The 20308-nt window shown below is 63.9% G+C and carries 18 protein-coding genes; 6 read left to right on the top strand and 12 right to left on the bottom strand.

All coding sequences use genetic code 11. The annotated features are described in order from the left end of the window. Positions 1-19: 19 nt before the first annotated feature. From NLY36_RS28190 to NLY36_RS28180, 3 genes are all read right to left on the bottom strand, one after another. Positions 20-2134, bottom strand: coding sequence for an EAL domain-containing protein (locus tag NLY36_RS28190; protein ID WP_023685941.1), 2115 nt, complete (start codon positions 2132-2134; stop codon positions 20-22). Between the two features lie 145 nt (positions 2135-2279). Continuing rightward, on the bottom strand, positions 2280-2837 hold the full coding sequence (locus tag NLY36_RS28185) for an RNA polymerase sigma factor (RefSeq protein WP_023693751.1): 558 nt from the start codon (positions 2835-2837) through the stop codon (positions 2280-2282). 151 nt (positions 2838-2988) lie between these two features. After that, on the bottom strand, positions 2989-3378 hold the full coding sequence (locus NLY36_RS28180) for a DUF427 domain-containing protein (RefSeq protein WP_023735409.1): 390 nt from the start codon (positions 3376-3378) through the stop codon (positions 2989-2991). 818 nt (positions 3379-4196) lie between these two features. On the opposite strand from NLY36_RS28180, the gene NLY36_RS28175 reads away from it, so the two are divergent. The 4 genes from NLY36_RS28175 to NLY36_RS28160 are packed head-to-tail and all read left to right on the top strand — an operon-like array spanning position 4197 to position 8797. Then, a complete protein-coding gene (locus NLY36_RS28175) occupies positions 4197-4688 on the top strand; it encodes a Csu type fimbrial protein (protein ID WP_023685937.1) in 492 nt (163 codons plus the stop codon). 26 nt (positions 4689-4714) lie between these two features. Next, positions 4715-5437 (top strand): fimbrial biogenesis chaperone, encoded by a 723-nt coding sequence (locus NLY36_RS28170; protein WP_023715167.1) that lies wholly within the window; start codon positions 4715-4717, stop codon positions 5435-5437. Further along, positions 5409-7826: a fimbria/pilus outer membrane usher protein gene (locus NLY36_RS28165; RefSeq protein ID WP_286461595.1), complete on the top strand. Its 2418-nt coding sequence runs from the start codon at positions 5409-5411 to the stop codon at positions 7824-7826. Before NLY36_RS28170 ends, NLY36_RS28165 begins: the two co-directional genes overlap by 29 nt. 14 nt (positions 7827-7840) lie before the next feature. Continuing rightward, positions 7841-8797: a Csu type fimbrial protein gene (locus NLY36_RS28160; RefSeq protein WP_023735410.1), complete on the top strand. Its 957-nt coding sequence runs from the start codon at positions 7841-7843 to the stop codon at positions 8795-8797. Here the strand turns inward: NLY36_RS28160 and NLY36_RS28155 are convergent. From NLY36_RS28155 to NLY36_RS28125, 7 genes are all read right to left on the bottom strand, one after another. Continuing rightward, the gene (locus NLY36_RS28155; protein WP_023685933.1) at positions 8791-9768 is read right to left on the bottom strand and encodes a branched-chain amino acid ABC transporter permease; all 978 of its coding nucleotides are present in this window, start codon (positions 9766-9768) and stop codon (positions 8791-8793) included. The genes NLY36_RS28160 and NLY36_RS28155 overlap by 7 nt on opposite strands. 1 nt (position 9769) lies before the next feature. Beyond that, positions 9770-10657 carry a branched-chain amino acid ABC transporter permease gene (locus NLY36_RS28150; RefSeq protein ID WP_023685932.1) on the bottom strand — a complete coding sequence of 296 codons (888 nt, stop codon included), beginning with the start codon at positions 10655-10657 and terminating at the stop codon, positions 9770-9772. 174 nt (positions 10658-10831) lie between these two features. Further along, on the bottom strand, positions 10832-11536 hold the full coding sequence (locus tag NLY36_RS28145) for an ABC transporter ATP-binding protein (RefSeq protein WP_023693758.1): 705 nt from the start codon (positions 11534-11536) through the stop codon (positions 10832-10834). Then, positions 11533-12324: an ABC transporter ATP-binding protein gene (locus NLY36_RS28140; RefSeq protein WP_286461594.1), complete on the bottom strand. Its 792-nt coding sequence runs from the start codon at positions 12322-12324 to the stop codon at positions 11533-11535. Before NLY36_RS28140 ends, NLY36_RS28145 begins: the two co-directional genes overlap by 4 nt. A gap of 14 nt (positions 12325-12338) precedes the next feature. Next, the gene (locus NLY36_RS28135; RefSeq protein ID WP_023689847.1) at positions 12339-13547 is read right to left on the bottom strand and encodes an ABC transporter substrate-binding protein; all 1209 of its coding nucleotides are present in this window, start codon (positions 13545-13547) and stop codon (positions 12339-12341) included. 208 nt (positions 13548-13755) lie between these two features. Beyond that, positions 13756-14814 (bottom strand): GSU2403 family nucleotidyltransferase fold protein, encoded by a 1059-nt coding sequence (locus tag NLY36_RS28130; RefSeq protein ID WP_023735411.1) that lies wholly within the window; start codon positions 14812-14814, stop codon positions 13756-13758. Between the two features lie 211 nt (positions 14815-15025). Next, the gene (locus NLY36_RS28125; protein ID WP_023693762.1) at positions 15026-15622 is read right to left on the bottom strand and encodes a YdeI/OmpD-associated family protein; all 597 of its coding nucleotides are present in this window, start codon (positions 15620-15622) and stop codon (positions 15026-15028) included. Between the two features lie 172 nt (positions 15623-15794). On the opposite strand from NLY36_RS28125, the gene NLY36_RS28120 reads away from it, so the two are divergent. Beyond that, positions 15795-16409 (top strand): hypothetical protein, encoded by a 615-nt coding sequence (locus NLY36_RS28120; RefSeq protein ID WP_023715162.1) that lies wholly within the window; start codon positions 15795-15797, stop codon positions 16407-16409. Positions 16410-16597: 188 nt separating this feature from the next. On the opposite strand, the gene NLY36_RS28115 is transcribed toward NLY36_RS28120, so the two are convergent. Beyond that, positions 16598-17509, bottom strand: a complete 912-nt coding sequence (locus NLY36_RS28115) for a S1C family serine protease (protein WP_023671416.1) — start codon at positions 17507-17509, stop codon at positions 16598-16600. A 422-nt stretch (positions 17510-17931) separates the two neighbouring features. Here NLY36_RS28115 and yghU point away from each other — a divergent pair, with 422 nt between their 5' ends. After that, positions 17932-18801 (top strand): glutathione-dependent disulfide-bond oxidoreductase, encoded by an 870-nt coding sequence (gene yghU, locus NLY36_RS28110; RefSeq protein WP_023671415.1) that lies wholly within the window; start codon positions 17932-17934, stop codon positions 18799-18801. Positions 18802-18921: 120 nt separating this feature from the next. On the opposite strand, the gene NLY36_RS28105 is transcribed toward yghU, so the two are convergent. Next, entirely contained in the window at positions 18922-20121 is a 1200-nt protein-coding gene (locus NLY36_RS28105) for an aminotransferase-like domain-containing protein (protein WP_031249089.1), read from the bottom strand. Positions 20122-20308: the final 187 nt, after the last annotated feature.

The raw sequence follows: 20308 nt of genomic DNA, 5'->3' as shown, positions 1-20308 counted from the left end.
CCCGAGGCGATGAGAGCCGTCAGCCGAAGCGCTTTTCCGGCGACTGTCCGCTGGCCGGTGACTGTTCGCCGGCCCGCGCGACGATCGCCTCGAGCGGCTCCGGCCGGTGCAGCAGAAAACCCTGGCCATAGGCCACGCCCATGCCGCGCAGAATGTCGAGCGCTTCCTGCTGCTCGATCTTTTCGGCCACCACCGCGCAGCCGAGACTTTTGGCGATGCCCGCTATGGCCGAGACGATCTCGCGGTCGAAACGGCTTTCCGCGATATTCTCGATGAACGAGCCGTCGATCTTGATCTGATCGACCGGAAAGCGCCGCAAATATTCGAACGAGCTCATGCCGGCGCCGAAATCGTCAAGGCTGACGCGGCATTGCCGCTCGCGCGCCTTGCGCACGAACTGCTCGGCGGCGTCGAAATTGGTGACGGCCGCGGTCTCGGTGATCTCGAAACCGATGCCGGAATGCGGCGCCCCGGTCTCGGCGATGACGGCGTCGACGAAATCCCATAGCAGCGGATCGCTCAGCGTCTGCGCCGACAGGTTGAAGCCGAGCAAGATGGCGCCTGACCGCATCGCCGCGCCATGCTGCGAAAGCGCTGTCTTGATGATCCAGCGGTCCAGCCGCGAGGCAATGCCGAAGCGCTCGGCGACCGGAATGAATTCGTTGGGTGGGATCAGCTTGCCATTGCGCCCGGCAAGCCGCGCCAGCACCTCGACATGGCGGCTCTCCTGCCAAGGCTGGCCCAGAAGATGGATCTCCTGGCCGAACAGTTTCAGCCGCCCGTCATCCATGGCGTCGACAGTGTCGGCGGCGACACGCGCAGCGTTGAGGCCGCCGGAGCCCGACGCCGCATCGGCCGAAAACACCGCGAAGCGATTGCGCCCGGCCGCCTTGGCCGCATAGCAGGCGTCGTCGGCGCAGGCCAACGCATCGGCAACCGTGGTGGTGGTGTCCTCGACGAAGGCGATGCCGATGCTGGCCGCGAGTTTTCGCGAGGTCACCGGCAGTCCGAGGTCGGCGTCACGGACCGCCGCAAGGATGGCGCCGGCCAGCGCCTCGGCCTTGGCCGATTGGCAATTGGGCACCAGCAGCGCGAACTCGTCGCCACCGAGGCGCGCGGCACGCGCCGATGCCGGCAGGCAGCCCAGAATACCGGCGGCCACACCCTTCAGCGCCAGGTCGCCGGCGGCGTGGCCGGCGAAGTCGTTGAGCGCCTTGAAGTAGTCGAGATCGACGTAAAACACCGCCAGCGGCAAAGCCCGCTCGGTGGCGATGTGCACGGCCAGCAGCCGGTCGAAGGCGGCACGGTTCAAGAGGCCCGTCAGCGCATCGTGGTGAGCGGCGTAGGCGAGTTCCCGCTCGCGCTTCTTGTCCTCGGTGATGTCGCGCACGGTGCCGAGAATCTGGCCCGCCGTCTCGGGCGCCGCGATGAAGCGCACCAGCGATTCGACATGGCGGATTTCGCCGTCGCGCCTGACGATGCGGTATTGCGCGGCGACGACGCCGTCGGTCGAAAGCGGCGCCAGATGGGCGCGCTCTGCGGCATCCTTGTCGTCGGGGTGCAGATAGGAATGCCAAAGGTCGGCAGCCACCTCGTCGGTGTCGGCGACCAGGCCGAATATCTCCCTGGTGCGGGCGTCCCAATAGCTCTTGTTGGCGTCGATATCGTGATGCCAGATGCCGGTGCCGCTGGCCGCCAGCGCCAGGCGAAAGCGCACATTGACCCGCTCCAGTTCGGCTTCCGCCTCTTTCTGCCGGCTGATGTCGGTCTGCACGCCCATCAGCCTGACCGGCCTGCCCGTCTCGTCACGCTCGACAATGCCGCCGCGGTCCAGCACCCAGATCCAGTGGCCGTCCTTGTGCTTGAGGCGTAGCTCGGTCTCGATCGAGGCGGTCAGGCCGGAAATGTGCCGCTCTCCGCTGGCCAGCGCCCGCTGGCGGTCGTCGGGATGCGTCAGCTTCAGCCAGAGGTCGTCGCTGTTGGCAAGCTCGCCATCCTCATAACCCAGCATGTGCGACCAGGTTGGCGAATAGAAACAGTCGCCGCTCAAAATATCCCAGTCCCATACGCCGAGATGAGCGCGTTCGAGCGCAAGCGCCCAGAATTCGCCGTTGCGTATTTTCTCTTCAGCCATGCCCTGGTTTCGCTCACTCCGTCGCCGCCACTATGCACGCAAGCAGAGAAGAAACCGTTACCGGGTGCGCCGCGCCCACAGTGCGGACAAGGCCTGCAATCGTGCCGGACCATGCCGTAAGGCGTCATCATGCGATTGGGGCTCGTCATGCCATTGGCGCCCTGATTGGAACCGCCCTGCCCGGGCCTGGCTCGACGATCCTTATCGCGCGGCGGCGCGCATTGTCCTCGAGCAGGCCGCGCAGTTCCTCACGGCCGCGCGCGATGCGCGACATCAGCGTGCCGGCCGGCACGCCGAGCATCTCGGCGGCCTCGGCATAGGAGAAGCCCTCGATGGCGACCATGGTCAGCGCGGCACGGCGGTCGGGGCTGATCGCCTGCAGCGCGTCGATGATCTCGCGGGCCGCGACATTCTCCAGCTGGTCGGCGGGAGAGGCCTGCACCTCGCCGGCCTCCAGCGGCAGCATCGAGGCCTCGCCTCGCCGGTTCACCTTGCGCATCTGGTCGATGAACAGATGATGCATGATCGTGAACAGCCATTTTCGCGGGCTCTCTCCCGTCTGCCAGTTGTCCAGCCGCAGCAGCGCCCGCTCCAGGCAGTCCTGGACGAGATCGTCGGCGGAATCGCGGTCGCGCAGCAGCGAGCGCGCATAGCGGCGCAGGCGCGGGATTTCGTCGAGAATTGCTCTCTGCTTTTCGTCCATGACCTTTTGTCTTCGTTTCGGCATGCCGTTGCCGCAAAACCGCTGCGCCCCCGGGTGAGGACAGCTTTGGCTGATCTGAAAAATTCCTCTGTTCATGCCTGTCGTCGGCTCCAAAAACGCTGGGCACTTTTGGGCGACAGGCATGACGCGCTCAGCGCGGCGCGGCGTCGATGGTGACCCGGTGTGGGTAGAAGGCGCCGTGGTCGCGAATTTCAGTCATCTCGTCGAAAGGCTGCTCATAGGCCCACATCGCGTCGTTGCCGGTTTCACCCGCCGGCAGCACGTTCCAGTAGCTGGCGTCACCCTTGTAGGGGCACAGCGTCGACCGCTCCGTCTTCTTGAGCTTGCGGAAGTCGATGTCCTCGAACGGGATGTAGAAGGAGAAGGGATGGGGCGGCTCGGTCACCATTTTGGCTTTTGCCGAGGAAGCGATGATGGTGCCGTTTGCAAACACGACGACACGCCCGGTGAAGGGCTCGACGGTGATCACCTTGCCCGGATTGCGCCTGAAGCCGGGTGACGAGTTCGCATGCTGATCCATGACTGCTCTCCTTGTCCGCTGGTGGTTCGATGCCGGTCGACGGCGTCAGCTCTCACTGGTCACTGATGGGCCGGCGACAGCGGTCACACGCGACAGCTTCTGGCGCTTTTCGAGCTGTGGCTTTTCATAGGTCTTCTTCATCGTTCTTCCTTTTCTGACGTCTGGCAGCCGGTCCGCGCGGCTGCCGGTCGTGGATCATGGCTCCAAGGGACAACAGGCGCATCTCCCGTCCGGCCGATGCGCCGCCGAAGGAAATCCGGGCCAGCGTGGCAAGAACGATTCGCATGTGTTTCGCCGCGATCCGACGGCGGTGGATTTATCTCAGCCGGGACGGCCATGCTTGGGCCGGGCGGAACACGGTTTTGGCGAATGCGGCCCTGTCAGCACGACCGCAAGGCTTGGACAGGCGCGAACAGCTACCGGCGCGGCTATGGCGATGGCTGCTTGGCGCCGGTGCACGCCGCGAAATATCGATAATAAAGGACGACAGGTGAGACTCTACAAAATCAAGATGATTTGCCAGATATTTCGCCTTTTCGGCACGAGAAGCAAAATAAATTTTCGACAGACAAACTTTCACTTCGGAAAAATGTCCATTTCATCTCTGTTAACGAAATATTAACCAAAATTATCCGATACATACCGAAGTTATTCGCTGTCGCAATCCGAATCTAAGTTGTAATAATCATTGCACAGTTCGCTTATGACATTACTGTATCGTTGATGTCTTGCGAAGCATGCAACGGAGGAGCTGTAGGAGTGAAATCCGGGTCAAGACTGTGTTGCGAGGAACGGTCTGCCCGACGGAGGAAACACGCATGAGATTGCTGAAATATGCGCTGCTGGCGGGAGCGTCGCTGCTTCCCATCCTGCCCGCGATCGCCGCGACCGCGACGGGCAGCATGAATGTCCGCATCACGATTACCGACGAATGCAAGGTGCAGACGGCGAGCGATCTCGATTTCGGCTCGCACGGTGTCATTGATGCGAATGTCGACCAGACCAGCACCATCAACGTGCAATGCACGACCGGCAAGTCCTACAATGTTGGTCTGAGCGCCGGAGCGGGCGCGGGCGCAACGGTTGCTGTTCGCAAGATGACCGGGCCGGCGTCGGCGACGATCGACTACACCATCTACAGGGAAAGCACCCGGACGCAGCTTTGGGGCACCACGATCCCCACCGACACGGTCGGCGGAACCGGCAACGGCGCCATTCAGCCGCTGACGGTCTACGGGCGTGTTCCACCGCAGACGACACCGGCGGCGGGCCTCTACACCGACACCGTTGCGATCACCATAACGTACTGACAATCGATACCAACACGAGGACGATCATGCGATCCATGCTTTCACGCATCGGAGCCACGGCTGTTCTGTTGCTGTGCGCCGGTCTCTCACAAGCCGCTTCGCTCAGGGTGGCGCCGACAGGTCTCGAGCTGATCTCGCCCGACGCCTCGGCGGTTCTCAACCTCAGCAACGATGACCCCAAGCGGCCGATCAATGTGCAGATACGCGTCTTCGCCTGGAGCCAGGCTGGCGGGATCGAGACGCTGACGCCGACTACCGACGTCGTCGCCAGCCCGCCATCGACCAAACTCGGACCCAATGCCCAATACGTGGTTCGCGTCGTGCGCGTCAGCAAGGCGCCGGTGCGGGCCGAGGAAAGCTACCGCGTCATCGTCGACGAGTTACCCGACCCGTCGCGCAAGAAGGCCGGTACGGTCGCGCTCGCGCTGCGCTACTCCGTGCCGGTGTTTTTCCGCGACGCCGATGCGGCCGCGCCGGCAGTCGCCTGGAGTGTTTCGCGCAAGGGCGGCAGTCTTGTGCTGACAGCCAGCAATACCGGTGAAAGTCGTCTCCGCTTGTCCAACCTATCCCTGACCCAGAACGGCAAAAAGCTCGGCAACCGAAACGGGCTCGTCGGTTATGTCCTGGGCGGCGCGACCATGCAGTGGCCGATCGGCAGCGGCAAATCACTGTCCGCGGGCTCCGTGCTTTTGAAGGCACAGAGCGATCTTGGACCCTTCGATGCCAACGTTGCCGTCAAGGGCAAGTAGCGTCGCTGTCATCGTCGCGGTTGCGACTTTCACACCTTGCTTGGCGGTGCGTTCGCAGGAATTTCCGGCCGTGACGAACCTCGAACAGCCGGCTTCCGTTTTACCAGCGGGCCGCAGCCTCTATCTCGAGGTGTTCATCAACGACGTTTCGACCAAGCTGGTCGGCAATTTTATCGAGATGCCGGATGGTGGGCTGGCGGCGGCGCCCCAAGAGCTGAAGGAGGTCGGCCTGAAACCGCCGGAGGACATAGCCGACGCCGGCGGCCTGGTCAGGCTCGACCAGTTGGCCGACGTTTCGTTTCGGATCGATGAGGTAGCCCAGCGCCTCTACGTCACCGCCGCCAATGACAGCCGCGAGGCGCGCATGGTGGATCTCGGCTTGCGCTTGCAGGACCGGCCGGCGCCGCAATCGGGCTTGGGCGCGGTTCTCAACTATTCGCTGTTTGCCAGCTCCAACACATTGTTCGACAAGGACGTCGAGCTGTTCCAAGGCGTTTCCGGCGGCTTCGATGCGCGCGCGTTCAGCCCCTATGGAACGCTCAGCCAATCCTTCATCGCCGGCTATTCCGACGGCAGGCTGGGCGGCTTCACGCGGCTCAACACGACATGGAGCTATTCCGACCCCGACCGGCTGATGACCTACCGCGCCGGCGACTTCATCTCCGGTGGATTGTCGTGGACGCGTCCGATCTATCTCGGCGGCATCCAGGCGCAACGCAACTTCCACCTGCGATCGGACCTGGTGACGCTACCCCTGCCCTCCTTCGGCGGCACGGCGGCGGTGCCGTCGACGCTCGAGGTCTACACGCAGAACGTGCGCACCTATTCCGGCGACATCCAGCCCGGGCCGTTCCAGGTCACCAATCTGCCGGTGTTCACGGGCGCCGGACAGGCGCAGGTGGTGCTGCGCGACAGCCTCGGCCGCGAGACCACGGCCACCTTGCCGTTCTATGCCTCCAGCATGCTGCTGCGCCAGGGACTGCTCGACTTTTCCGTCGAGGCAGGGATGGCGCGGCGCAATTTCGGCATCTCCTCCGACGATTATGACGGCCGCGTCATGGGGGTCGCCAGCGCGCGTTACGGCGTGACCGACCGGCTGACATTGGAAGCCCATGCCGAGGGCGGCGCCGATCTGATCAATGGCGGCATAGGTGCTGCCTTCCCGCTCGGGGCATATGGCGCGGCTTCGCTGGCGGTCGCCGGCAGCCATCATGACCGGCGCACCGGCTCGCTGGTCGATGCCAGTGTCGAATTCGGCTATGACGGCTGGGCGATCAACGCCCACATGCAGCGGGCCTTTGGCGGCTATGAAGACATCGCCTCGGTGACGGCGGAGCCGGTTCTCGACCCCGACGACTTCACCCGTTTCAGCGCCGGCGTGCCGCGCGCGGTCGACCAGGTGACGCTCAGCGTGCCGATGCCGATCAACTTCTCCAGCCTCAACTTCTCCTATACCCACCTCAAGGATGCCGAAGGCGAGACCAGCCAGATCGTCGGCCTCTCCTATAGTCAGGAGATCTTCAAGCGCAGCACGCTCTATGCCACGGCCTTCGCCGATCTCGACGACGGCGACAGTTATGGCATCTTTGCGGGGATTTCGATCCCGTTCAATGACGACGTCATGGCGTCGACGGGTGTCGAGCATGGGCCTGACGGCCTCAATGTCGTGGCCGACCTCGCCAAATCGGAGCGGGCCGAGGACGGCAGCATCGGCTGGCGGCTGCGCACCTCCGAAGGCGAGGTTCCCAACCGTTCGGCAGCGGTGAGCTACCGCGCGTCGTTTGCGCGTTTTGAGGCCGGCGCCCAGCAATTCGACAAGGACTTTCGCGTGACCGGTCAGATGGACGGCGCCATTGCGGTCGCAGGCGGCGGGGTGTTCGCCACCAACCGCATCGACGATGCCTTTGCCGTCGTCGATGTCGGCACGCCTGATGTCGAGGTCTTGCATCAGAACCGGCCGGTAGGCAGGACCGACAGCAAAGGCCGCATCCTGGTCACCGGCCTCAACTCCTATGAGCTGAACACGGTCTCCATCGACCCGAAGAATCTACCAGTCGACGCGGATGTCCCTGCTACCAAGGAGACCGTCGTCCCAGCCGACCGCAACGGCGTCGTGCTGAAGTTCGGCGTGTCCGAGGCGGCGCAGGCCGCGCTGGTGACGCTGGTCGACTCGAGCGGAACGCCGCTCGAAGCCGGACTGTCGGGACGCGTCGATGGCGGCACCGAAGACTTCGTCGTCGGCTATGACGGGCAGGCCTATATCAAGGGCCTCGGCAAGCAGAATTCAGTGCAGGTCGAGCGCGCTGACGGCGGTTCATGCCGGGCAGAGTTTCCCTTCGAGGCGGCGCGCGGCCGGCAAGTGGTGATCGGGAACGTGGTGTGCCAATGAGAGCTGGAGGAAAAATGCTGCGCGCCGTAATCATCGCCCTGCTGCTGGTGCTGCTCCCGTCGCTCGCCCGGGCGCAGAGCTGCAGTTACACCGTCACCAGTTTGAATTTCGGCATCATCGACACGCTGTCGGGCACCGCGGCGACATCGACAGCCACCTTCACCGCGACTTGCAGCGGCAGTTTGCCATTGCTGCTGCCCGTCCTGGTCTGTCCGCATATTGCCGCCGGCACCGGCGGTGCAACCTCGGCGGCGGCCCGGCAGATGGCGAGCGGCGTCAACAGCCTCAACTATCAACTCTATTCGGACCCCGCAATGAGCGTTGTCTGGGGCACCTATAACTGGGCCTATGCCTCGCGCCCGCCACCGCTGCTGCTGAGCCCCAATCTCTTCGGCAACTCAATCGACACCCTGACGCTCTATGGCCGGGTTCCCGGCGGCCAGGCGACCGTTCCGCCGGGCACTTATCTGTCGACATTTTCGGGCGGGCAACTCGAGTTCCGCTCCCGGACAACCCTGTTGAGCAGCAGCTGCAACACCGGCGCGGGCAACTTGGGCACCAGTCCGACCTTCACCATCAACGCCACGGTCGCGGCAAACTGCCTGGTCGCCACCCAGAACATCGATTTCGGCCCCAAGGGGGTGCTCGACGCCAATGCCGATGCCGCCGGCCAGGTTACGGTCACCTGCACCCCGTCGACCGCGTACACGGTTTCCCTCAATGGCGGCACGACAGGGGGCACACCGACCAATCGCAAGATGTCGAAGGGCGCCGAGAGGGTCACCTACGGCCTCTACAAGGATCTGGCGCGCTCGCAGCCCTGGGGTGACGCCGGAACGCCGGGAAGCACGGTGGCCGGCACCGGAACCGGTACGGCCCAGGCGCTCACCGTCTATGGCCGCGTGCCGCCGCAGACGACGCCCTCGGCCGGCGTCTACACCGACACGGTGGTGGTGACCATCACCTATTGATCGCGGCCATTGCCTGGTGAAAGCCAGCGCGCGTAAATCTCGCCGACGATGCCGCGGCGAAAGACCAGCACGCAGATCATGAAGATCAGGCCGGTGGCGATGGTCACCGGGAAGCCGGAGGTGGCGAGCGTGTTTTCCAGCCCGACGACGAGGCCAGCGCCGACGACCGGCCCGACCATGGTGCCGATGCCGCCGAGCAGCGTCATCAGGATCACCTCGCCCGACATCTGCCAGGTGACGTCGGTCAGCGTCGCGAACTGGAAGACGATCGCCTTGGTGGCGCCGGCAAGCCCGGCAAGGGCTGCCGACATGACGAAGGCGGCGAGCTTGTAGCGGCCGACCGAATAGCCCAGCGAGATGGCGCGGTTCTCGTTCTCGCGGATCGAGCGCAGGATCATGCCGAAGGGCGAGTTGACGATGCGCCAGACGGCGAAGACGCCGATGAGGAAGACGGCAAGCACGACGAAATACATGTTGAGCGTGACGTTGAGATCGACGATGCCGAACAGATGCCCGCGCGGCACGCCCTGTATGCCGTCCTCGCCTTCGGTGAACGGCGCCTGGACGCAGAAGAAATAAAACATCTGCGCCAACGCCAGCGTGATCATCGAGAAATAGATGCCTTGCCGGCGGATGGCGAGGAAGCCCATGACCAGGCCGAGCACGGCCGCGCCGGCGGTGCCGAGCAGGATGCCGGCCTCGGGCGGCCAGCCCCATGCCTTGACGGCGTAGGCGCAGAAATAGGCGGCGGCGCCGTAGAAGGTGGCGTGGCCGAACGACAGCAGCCCGGTGTAGCCGAGCAGCAGGTTGAAGGCGCAGGCAAACAGCGCGAAGCACAGCATCTTCATCAGGAAGATCGGATAGACGAAGAAGGGCGCGGCTATCAGCGCCAGTATGGCCAATGCCAGCAATACCCGCTCAAGCCGCACGGAGGCGGCGGTGCGCTGGTCGTGAAGGGCTGCCTCGCTCATCTCAGGCGTCCCTTCCGAACAGGCCGGCGGGGCGCAGGAGCAGCACGACCGCCATGATGACGAAGACGACGAGGTTCGACGCCTCGGGATAGAACACCTTGGTCAGGCCCTCGGCGAGGCCGAGCATGTAGCCGGTGACGATGGCGCCGAGGATCGAGCCCATGCCGCCGACCACGACGACGGCGAACACGACGATGATGAGATCCGAGCCCATCAGCGGGCTGACCTGATAGACGGGTGCGGCGAGAATACCGGCAAGGCCGGCGAGCGCCGCGCCGAGCCCATAGGTGAGCGTCAGCAGCAGCGGCACGTTGACGCCGAAGGCCTGCACCAGCTCGGGATTTTCGGTCGCGGCGCGCAGATAGGAGCCGAGCCTGGTCTTTTCGATCAGGAGCCAGGTGCCGATGCAGATAATGAGCGAGGCCACCACCACCCAGCCGCGATAGTTGGGCAGGAACATGAAGCCGAGATTGGTGCCGCCGGCAAGCTGCGCCGGAACGGCATAAGGGTTGCCCGACACGCCGTAGTAGAAACGGAACACGCCTTCGATGACCAGCGCCAGTCCGAAGGTGAACAGCAGCCCGTAGAGCGGATCCAGGCGGTAGAGCCGCGACAGCGCCACGCGCTCGACCGCCATGCCGAAGACGCCGACGATGAGCGGAACCAGGAGCAGCGCCGGCCAGTAGCCGATGCCGAGATGGACGAGCAGCAGGTAACCGATGAAGGCGCCGAGCATATAGAGTGCGCCATGGGCGAAATTGATGATCCGCAGCAGGCCGAAGATGACGGCCAGGCCGAGGCTCAGCATGGCGTAGAAGGAGCCGTTGATCAGCCCGACCAGCATCTGGCCGAGCAAGGCCTGGACGGGGATGCCGAAGATCATGGTCATGGCGTCACCGAGGGTGTTGCAAGCGGGATGCGTCTGTGCGGCACGTACCCCACCCGGACCTTCGGTCCGACCTCCCTACAAGGGGGAGGTAGGGCGGTGGCCCTCCACCCTCCCCCTTGTGGGGAGGGTCGCTGCGCAGCAGCGGGGTCGGGGTACTGCCGTGGGCTGTCGTCATCATACCCCCAACACCTCGTGCAGCTGTTGCGTGTGAGCGGCAAGCTCGCTTACGGCAAAACCCTCCACCACCTTGCCATGCTCCATCAGATAGAAGCGGTCGGCGATGCGCGCGGCGAAGCGGAAATTCTGCTCGACGAGCAGGATGGTCATGCCGCGCTTTTTCAAGGTCGCCAGCAGTTCGCCGATGCGCTGGACGATGACCGGCGCCAGGCCTTCGGTTGGCTCGTCGAGCAGCAGCATCTGCACGCCCGTCCGCAGGATGCGGGCGATGGCCAGCATCTGCTGTTCGCCGCCGGAGAGTTTGGTGCCGGGGCTGTTGCGGCGCTCCTTGAGGTTGGGAAAGAGATCGAAGATTTCCTCGACGCTCATGCCGCCCTTGGCCACCACCGGCGGCAGGATCAGGTTTTCGTCGACGGTGAGCGTGGCGAAGATGCCGCGTTCCTCCGGCACGAAGCCGATGCCGCGATGGGCAACACGATGCAGCGGCAGGCGCATCAGGTCGCTGCCGTCGAAGGCGACGCTGCCGCTGCGCTTGCGGACCAGCCCCATGATGGCGCGCAGCGTTGTGGTCTTGCCGACACCGTTGCGGCCGAGCAGCGTCACCGTCTCACCGCGAAAAACGTCGAGGTTGACGCCATGCAGCGCATGGCCCTCGCCATACCAAGCGTGGAGATCGCGCACGGCAAGCATCGGCTCACTCATGCTCGGTCCCCCTGCTCGGTCCCCATGTAAGCGATCCTGACGCGCTCGTCCTTGCTCACCGTTGCGTAATCGCCGGCGGCGAGCACCTGGCCGCGCTGCATGACGGTGATCCAGTCGCAAAGGTCGGCGACGACGGTGAGATTGTGCTCGACCATCAGCACGGCGCGGTCCGTTGCCAGCGAGCGGATGATGCCGGAAATGACGCCGACATCCTCGTGCCCCATGCCGGCCATCGGCTCGTCGAGCAGCAGCACTTTCGGGTCGAGTGCCAGCGTGGTGGCGATCTCGAGCACGCGCTTTCGGCCATAGGAGAGATCGCCGGCCGGACGATGCGCGACATCGTCGAGACCGACGACGGCAAGCAGTTCGCGCGCCCGTGGCGTCAGTTGGTCAAGCGTGGCCAGCGAGCGCCAGAACTGGAAGCCGAGCCCGCTCGGCCGCTGCAAGGCGACGCGGACATTGTCGAGCACGCTCAGATGCGGAAAGATCGCCGATATCTGGAACGAGCGGACGAGGCCCATGCGCGCCACCCTGGCCGGCGCGGTGCGGGTGATGTCGTTGCCCAACAGTTCGATCCTGCCGCTGCTCGGCTGCAGGAACTTGGTCAAGAGGTTGAAGATTGTCGTCTTGCCGGCGCCGTTCGGCCCGATCAGCGCATGGATCTGGCCGTGATGGACGTCGAGGTCGACATTGTTGACGGCGACGAAACCGGCAAAGTCGCGCCGCAGGCCGCGGGCGGAGAGCACCACCCGCGGCTTGATTTCGGCACCGTCCGGCTGGACGGCCACGGCTTGCGCCAGCGTCACTTGGTGACGAGCGGGCAGCCGCTGTCTTCAGCCTTGATGAAGGCCTTGTCGCCCGGAATGGTCGCAAGGTAGGTGTAGTAATCCCAGTCCTTCTTGCTCTCCTCGGGCTTCTTGACCTGGTAGAGATACATGTCGTGGACCATCGAGCCGTCGGCCTGTACCTTGCCGTTGGCGTTGATGATGTCGTCGACGGGCATTTCATGGAGTTGCTTGGCGACCGCCTCGGTCTCGTCGGTGCCGGCCTTGTCGATGGCCTTGAGATATTGCAGCACCGCCGAATAGGTGCCGGCCTGGATCATGTTGGGCATGCGGTTGGTGCGCTTGAAGAAGCGCCCGGCGAAGTCGCGACTCTTGTCGTCGCGGTCCCAGTAAAACCCTTCGGTGAGCACCACGCCCTGCGCCGCCTGCAGTCCGAGGCCGTGCACCTCGGCAAGCGTGAACAGAAGGGCTGCCAGCCGCTGGCCGCCGGCGACGATGCCGAACTCGGCCGCCTGCTTGATGGTATTGGAGGTGTCGAGGCCGGCATTGGCAAGGCCGATAACCTTGGCGCCGGAGGACTGCGCCTGCAGCAGGAAGGAGGAATAATCCGTCGATCCCAAGGGGTAACGCACCTCGCCCAGCACTTTGCCGCCGCTTGCCTCAACAACCTTTGAGGTCTGCTCCTTCAGCGAATAGCCGAAGGCATAGTCGACGGTGATGAAATACCAGCTGTCGCCGCCCTGCTGCACCAGCGCGCCGCCGGTGCCGACCGCCTGCGAGTGGGTATCGTAAGCCCAGTGGAAACCGTAGGGCGAGCATTGCTTGCCGGTCAGGTCGGCCGATGCCGCTCCGGTAACGATGTCGATCTTCTTCTTTTCCTTGGACAACCCCTGGACGGCGAGCGCCACCGAGGATGTCGTCAGTTCCATGATCGCGTCGACCTGCTCGGTGTCGTACCACTGGCGCGCAATGTTGGAGGCAATGTCGGGCTTGTTCTGGTGATCGGCGTTGACGATCTCGATCGGCGCGCCCTGCACCTTGCCGCCAAAATCCTCGACCGCCATCCTGGCGGCCTCGACCGACCATTTGCCGCCGAAATCGGCATAGACGCCCGACTGGTCGTTGAGGATGCCGATCTTGACCTTGCCGTCGGAAATTTCGCCGGCCGCCGCCGGCATCGCAGTCGCCGCAAGCAGCGCGGCTGAGACGAGATAGGATGCTTTCACAGGTGGTTCCTCCCTTGTGGCCGACGCTGGAAAACGCGGCGGCCTTGCAATGGTTCAACAGTTCCGTCCGGTTCTCGCTGAAATCCGGGCCAGCGCCCGCCACTTCTCCTCTTGGCAACCCCTCCGCCCTGGGTGCGCCGGGAACCGTAGCATCACATTTCGCGAGGCGAGAATGCTATTTTCGTAGCATGGCGTGCTAGCGCGGCCGCTACCAGTCGGGCTCAATTGGAGAGTCTTCGGAAAAGCCGCTCGGGCCAGGCAGAGAGAGCGTTGCGGCGGCAGCGTCCAGCAGTGCCCCCGGAAGCCCTTTGAGATGCTCGCTGTCCAGCGGAAGCGCAAGATAGCCCGTGGCAATGCGTGCAGCCGCTTCCGCCTGTTCACGATCTCTCACTGCCTTGACCGCAGACCGATCAGGCCGCGTGGCCAGCCAAGCCTTGTGCAGAGCGAACATTCGAGGGTCGACCGTCGGTATGCTTACGGGATAGCCACGCTCATCGATCGCCACAGCCTCCACCTTCGGGGCGTTGATGAGCCATTGCAGCCCCTCCATGGGTGCGCTGTCGAGGTCGTCGGCAAGCTGTGTAATCGAGGTAGTGGCGTTGTTCTTGAGGACATGTCTTGCCTGCGGACGGATCAGGTCGACCAGATAGCCATCACGGTTCGCTGCCCTGAAGGCCCGGGGCTGGAGCGGCTTGAAGGACCTGTCCACTTTACGCAACACGCCTATCAGGCCGGACTGGCTTACCCTCTCGCCGGTCACGAAGCTGATGCGACGTCGGGAATCGAAGAGCAGGTCGATGTCGCCGGTTGCCGTGAGACCGCTGGTGATCTGGACGCCCGCCAGAGCCTCGTAAGCGAACAGCGCATTCGTGCCGACGACCAGCAACTGCTTGCCCAGCAGGTCTGTTTCGGCGCACCGCCGCAATATCCGTGCGGCGATGGCCGGTACCCTGCCCAACCCCATTGCCACATTGACTTTCGCCAGGCCGTTCAGGCGATCGGCCAGACCTGCCAGCAGATCCTTGTTCTGCACCCTGCCCTCGGAAAACGCAGCGAACGCCTTCTCCGTCTGGCTGCTTTTCGGCCCGAGTGAATTCTCGACCTGCCGGACCTTCCGCAGCAGGTATTCAGCACCGCTGCGCTCAACCCAGCGCATGCTGCCTGCAAAGCGCCTTTGGCGCTGGTCATCAGCACGCTGCCAGGCCTCGTAGACCTGTTGCGTATCTATGAGTTGGCGCCGCTGCTCGCCGGTCAACTCTCTCAGCATCGTTTTCCACTCTCAAGCCAGGATCAAGTCAACATAGTGGAAAACTCTTGATTAACAATATGTTGCTATGTTTTTTCCACTATCGCAGCTATCACCCACACGCCGAGTGGAAAATACCGTAAAAACAACACGTTATGTCCGAGAAAGGGAGGCCAGAGCCTCACACGCCGGTTTTTAGCTGCGCGCGCCATGGCAGCCGCTTGCCGTCGCCTCACCGCTTCTGCGGATAGATCGTCTCGCCGCGCTTCAGCATCTCGACAAAAGCCTCGATCTTCTTCCTGCGCCCCGCCTCCGTCTTCATGTTGTGCGTTCGAAACGCCAGCGCGAACCGGTTCTGGGCGGAAAGCTTTGCCAGCATCTCCTTCGCCTTCGGCTCGGCGTCGATGGCGGCCTGCAGATCGTCAGGGATCTTCATGTCCTTGCCTGAGGCATAGGCGCGGTCCCAGCGGCCGTCGGCCTTGGCCGCCTCGACCTGTTTCAGCCCGTGTTCGGTCATGCGGCCCTCCTCGACCAGGCGGGCGACATTGTCGATGTTGATCTTGCTCCAGATGCTCTTCTTGCCGCGCGGCGTGTAGCGCTGCAGAAAGCTCTTGTCGTCGAGCGGCTTGCGTATGGCGTCGATCCAGCCGAAGCACAGCGCCACGTCGATGGCCTGCTTCGGCGTGATCGAGGCGAGGCCCGAGCCGACCTTGTGGACCTTGATCCAGACCTCGCTCTCGCCGGCATGATTTTCGCGCAGCCAGGCGTAAAAACTGTCGGGATCGGGGAATTCATGAACCTTGTCGGGATCGACCTTGAACGGCGCCATCATCACCTCGTTGTTGCCGGGCCGGCTGTATCGGCTGTCGATGCCAGTTTCCGTCAGCGGCGTCGATACCCCCTAGCCTATTGCGAGCCGGCTTGCGCCCAAGCCGGCGCTCATGGCAGTTTCCCGGCTGGTCGAGCCGGGCAAGGCAGACTGCAATTCGGGGGAAAATGCCATGCGATCGATGTTACTCGGCCTCATCCTTCTGCTGCCGGCCTCGGCGCTCGCCGAACCCATCGAAACCCAGAAGATCATCACCGCGCTGACCGGCGACTTCAATGGGGACGGCGCCGCCGATCTGGCGATGATCGTCGAGACCGAGCCCGAAGACGATACCATGGACATGCATTTCTTCCTGAGGGACAAAAAGTACAATTTTCTGAAACCCGCCGGCGTCGTGCATGAGCAGGTCTACGGCGAATGGAACGACTACGACCAGCCGCATTATGAGGGCTCCGGCATCGAACCGGAGTTGACCTTGCTGCCCAACGGCTCGATCAAGATCTATCTGCCGGGGCTGATCGGCCCCGGCGAGCGGACCGACATGACGCTGACCATCGCCTGGCGCAACGAGGCCTTCGTCGTCGCCGGCGTTGCCTATGACCATTACAAATACCAGTCCGTTGTCGTCTACAGCAGCTGCGACTACGACGTGCTGACCGGCAAGGGCAAAAGTATGCAGACGCAGGATGATGACAGCAAGGTGAACAGTATCGTGTCTGTCGAAGGCCAGGTCGTGCCCTTCGCGGAGTGGGACACGGGGACGCCTTTTAGGGTATGCGGGGATTGAGGGGGCAGCCAATCTCCCCCCTCGTGGGGGAGATGGCCGGCAGGGGGGCCGCTGTCCCGCCAACGCACCGGCCAGTGTCAGCCACGTTTATCCCGCGATTCTTGTCAGAAAACAGATCGAGAGGCCGCGATCCTTCGCGCCCCCTCTGCCCTGCCGGGCATCTCCCCCACTTGGGGGGAGATTGGCCTTCACTGCAGATGCGGTTTCTTCAAAAAGCTGTTTCGGTCGGCGGATTTCACTCGCAGCCAAGTCTCACGACCGTCACGCACGACCCTGAGAGGAATCTCCGAACCCGCCGGATTCTGCCATAGCTTGCGGTAGAAATCGGCGAGACCGTCGACCTCGCCATCGCGCACGTCGGAGATGATGTCGCCCTGGCGCAGGCCGGCCTTGGCGGCGGGGCCGCCTTCGGCGACGCTCATCACCACGACCGCACCGTTGCTCTCGGCCGAGAAGGCGCCGAGCCATGGGCGCGGCGGCTTCGCCACCTGGCCGCGCGTCAGGAGATCGTCGAGGATCGGGGTCAGAAGGTTGATCGGCACGACCATGTTGATGTCGGCGACCTCGCCGTTGCGGCTCATCTGCAAAAGCAGCGAACCGATGCCGAGCAGGCTGCCATCCTGGCCGATGAGCGCCGCGCCGCCCCAGGACGGATGCGCCGGGGCAATGAAGATCGCCTCGTCGAGCAGATATTCCCAATAGCCGGCGAATTCCTGCTTGGTGACGATGTGTGCCTTGACCGAGCGGCCGGTGCCGTCGGCAAACACCACGGGGTCGCCGATCTTGGCCTTCGAGGCGTCACCCAGCGCCACCGCCGGCAGGCCGAGCGGCGCCAGCGCCTGCACCAGGCCGAAGCCTGTCTCCTGGTCATAGGCCAGCGCATGCGCCGGCACGACGCGGCCGTCCTGGTCGGTCAGCCAGACTTCCTCGGCCTCGGTGATGAGATAGCCTATGGTGAGCACCAGCCCGTCGCCGCGGATGACGACGCCGCTGCCTTCCCGGCGCGTGCCCAGGGCATTGGCCGTGAAGGCATCGTCGGGAACCATGGCGCGCACGCCAACGACGGAGCGCAAGAGCGGGGAAACGGGATCGATGGGCATGCTTTCATCCTGGCAGATTATGCGTGGGCAGTATCCTCTATAGGTATGCCGCGCTGCACAGGGCGCAAGGGCTTAGGCAACAAGGCAATCATTTCAGAGGCTGGCGCTGCTCCTCGTCCGCCTGCCGGCACCTTCTCCCCCGTATAGCGACGGGGAGAAGGGAGATGGCCGCAACATCGGCGCTCTTGGCAACGCTGGCAATTGGCGAAATCAGTAGGCGACAGCGTCCTTCTCGCCGTCACTATACGGGGAGAAGTGCCCGGCAGGGCGATGAGGGGCGGCGCCGACATCGATAATAGTTCAACACAAGTTGAACCTTTCTGAATTGCACCTATGTGTTCCAGCATCTACGTTCCGCCGACTTTTCCGCCATCAGTCTCGCGCCGTCGTTTTCGCCCCGCCAAACCCAAGGAATTCCCCGCATGACCGAATACACCCCGCCGAAAGTCTGGAGCTGGAAGAAAGCCAATGGCGGTACTTTCGCCAGCATCAACCGGCCTATTGCCGGTCCGACGCATGACAAGGTGCTGCCGGTCGGCAAGCATCCGCTGCAGCTCTATTCGCTGGCGACGCCGAATGGGGTCAAAGTGACTGTCATGCTGGAGGAGCTTCTGGCGCTCGGCCACAAGGGCGCCGAATACGACGCCTGGCTGATCCGCATCAACGATGGCGACCAGTTCGGCTCGGGGTTTGTCGAGGTCAACCCCAACTCCAAGATCCCGGCGCTGCTCGACCGCAGCGGCAAGACGCCTGTCCGCGTCTTCGAGTCCGGTTCGATCCTGCTTTATCTCGCGGAAAAGTTCGGCGAGTTCCTGCCGACCGAACAGCCGGCGCGCGCGGAAACCTTGTCGTGGCTGTTCTGGCAGATGGGTTCGGCGCCCTATCTCGGCGGCGGCTTCGGCCATTTCTACGCCTATGCGCCGGAAAAGTTCGAATACGCCATCGACCGCTTCGCCATGGAGACCAAGCGCCAGCTCGACGTGCTCGACCGGCGGCTGGCAGAGACCGAATATCTCGGCGGCGCCTTCTATTCGATCGCCGACATGGCGGTATGGCCCTGGTATGGCGGCCTGGCGCTCGGCCGCATGTACAATGATTCCGCCGAGTTCCTGTCGGTGCAGGACTACGAGCACGTACAACGCTGGGCCAGGGCGATCGACGCCCGCCCGACCGTGCAACGCGGCCGCATGGTCAACCGCGCCTTCGGCGACCCGGCCATGCAACTGCACGAGCGCCACGACGCCAGCGATTTCGAAACGAAGACGCAGGATAAGCTTGTGGTGGCGGAGTGACTTTTTTACCCTCCCCCTTGTGGGGAGGGTCGATCCGCAAAGCGGATCGGGGTGGGGGTCGGCGCCAAGCACCTCCACCCGACCTTTGGTCGACCTCCCCACAAGGGGGAGGTAGGGCGCCTAGCTCTTCATCAATTTCGCCAGCCTCGGCACGCCTTCACCCACGGCGCGTTCATCTGCGAGCGTAAAGCTCATCCGCATCGTGTTGCGTCCCGAACCGTCGGCGTAGAATGCGTTGCCCGGCACGAAGGCCACGCGGGCTTCCTTGACCGAGCGGGCGAGCAGCGCGGTGGCGTCCGCACCTTCGGGCAACGTCAGCCAAACGAACATGCCCCCTTCCGGTCGGCTCCAGCTGACGCCATCCGGCATTTCCGCTTCGAGTGCCGCAAGCAAGCCGTCGCGGCGCTGGCGATAGGCGCCGATCAGCTTTTCCACCTGGCCGTCATACACGGCCTCGGAGACGCGGTGCATGACCAGCTGGTTGATCGACGGGCTGTGCAGGTCCGACGCCTGCTTCATCAGCACCAGCCGCTCGACGACACGGCGCGGCGCGCAGACCCAGCCGACGCGCATGCCCGGCGACAGGATTTTGGAGAACGAGCCGCAATAGAGCGTGCGGGCGTTTTCGATGCCGCCTGAGCGTTCGCAGTCGAGCGCCAGGATCGGCGGCTGGCCCTCGCCGTCATAGCGCAGCGCGCGATAGGCGGCGTCCTCGATGACGGCAATGTCGAGCTCGCCGGCGAGGTCAAGCACCGCCTCGCGCTGCTGGCGATTCAGCGTCTCGCCGGTCGGGTTGGCGAAATCGGGCACGAGATAGGCGAATTTCACCTCGCCGCCTGCAGCGGCAGCCGCCGCCTGGTAGGCGGCGGGCGTCATGTTGCCGCCATCCGGCGTCAGCCGGTCGTAGCGCGGCTCATAGGCGTTGAAGGCCTGGAGCGCGCCGAGATAGGTCGGCCACGTCACGAGCGCTGTGTCGCCGGGCGACAGGAACAGCTTGCCCAGATAATCCAGCGCCTGCTGCGAGCCGGAGGTGATGAAGATGTTGTGCTCGTCGCAGGCGATGCCAAGCTTGCCCATCTGGCCGGCCAGCCATTTTCTGAGCGGCAGATAGCCTTCGGAGACCTGATACTGAAGTGCTGCGCTCGCCTCCGCGCCGCCCAGCACCGAGGCGTAAGCATCGGCGATCGCCTGCGCCGGAAACAAAGCCGGATCGGGGATGCCGCCGGCAAAGGAGATGATGTCGGGCTGGTCGAGCAGCTTGAGCAGCTCGCGGATTTCCGACGCCTTCATGCGCGAGGCGCGCGACGCCAACAGGTCCATCAAACTCACGAGCCCACCTCCCGGGATACGGCATCTGGTCCAGCATGACCGTTCCGGCCATGCGAATTAGGTCAATCTGGCTGACCTATTATCAGGCTCCCCCACCCGCGGGAATAGCCAGACCGTGATTCCGCGTGGCCCAGACGAAAAAGGAAACACATTTTTGCCCCTGCACAGGGAAAATTGT

Source organism: Mesorhizobium sp. C399B, from assembly GCF_030323185.1.
In the GTDB taxonomy this organism is placed as follows: domain Bacteria; phylum Pseudomonadota; class Alphaproteobacteria; order Rhizobiales; family Rhizobiaceae; genus Mesorhizobium.
Note: the sequence above shows the minus strand (reverse complement) of the source record. Positions and strands in the feature narration are given on the sequence as shown.

Coding starts and splice junctions, on each gene's coding strand:
- NLY36_RS28160 (WP_023735410.1), top strand. CDS start 7,841: ATGCTGCGCGCCGTAATCATCGCCCTGCTGCTGGTGCTGCTCCCGTCG.
- NLY36_RS28145 (WP_023693758.1), bottom strand. CDS start 11,536: ATGAGTGAGCCGATGCTTGCCGTGCGCGATCTCCACGCTTGGTATGGC.
- NLY36_RS28170 (WP_023715167.1), top strand. CDS start 4,715: ATGCGATCCATGCTTTCACGCATCGGAGCCACGGCTGTTCTGTTGCTG.
- NLY36_RS28155 (WP_023685933.1), bottom strand. CDS start 9,768: ATGAGCGAGGCAGCCCTTCACGACCAGCGCACCGCCGCCTCCGTGCGG.
- NLY36_RS28180 (WP_023735409.1), bottom strand. CDS start 3,378: ATGGATCAGCATGCGAACTCGTCACCCGGCTTCAGGCGCAATCCGGGC.
- NLY36_RS28130 (WP_023735411.1), bottom strand. CDS start 14,814: ATGCTGAGAGAGTTGACCGGCGAGCAGCGGCGCCAACTCATAGATACG.
- NLY36_RS28105 (WP_031249089.1), bottom strand. CDS start 20,121: ATGGACCTGTTGGCGTCGCGCGCCTCGCGCATGAAGGCGTCGGAAATC.
- NLY36_RS28190 (WP_023685941.1), bottom strand. CDS start 2,134: ATGGCTGAAGAGAAAATACGCAACGGCGAATTCTGGGCGCTTGCGCTC.
- NLY36_RS28125 (WP_023693762.1), bottom strand. CDS start 15,622: ATGGCGCCGTTCAAGGTCGATCCCGACAAGGTTCATGAATTCCCCGAT.
- NLY36_RS28185 (WP_023693751.1), bottom strand. CDS start 2,837: ATGGACGAAAAGCAGAGAGCAATTCTCGACGAAATCCCGCGCCTGCGC.
- NLY36_RS28150 (WP_023685932.1), bottom strand. CDS start 10,657: ATGACCATGATCTTCGGCATCCCCGTCCAGGCCTTGCTCGGCCAGATG.
- NLY36_RS28165 (WP_286461595.1), top strand. CDS start 5,409: ATGCCAACGTTGCCGTCAAGGGCAAGTAGCGTCGCTGTCATCGTCGCG.
- NLY36_RS28115 (WP_023671416.1), bottom strand. CDS start 17,509: ATGCCCATCGATCCCGTTTCCCCGCTCTTGCGCTCCGTCGTTGGCGTG.
- NLY36_RS28175 (WP_023685937.1), top strand. CDS start 4,197: ATGAGATTGCTGAAATATGCGCTGCTGGCGGGAGCGTCGCTGCTTCCC.
- NLY36_RS28120 (WP_023715162.1), top strand. CDS start 15,795: ATGCGATCGATGTTACTCGGCCTCATCCTTCTGCTGCCGGCCTCGGCG.
- yghU (WP_023671415.1), top strand. CDS start 17,932: ATGACCGAATACACCCCGCCGAAAGTCTGGAGCTGGAAGAAAGCCAAT.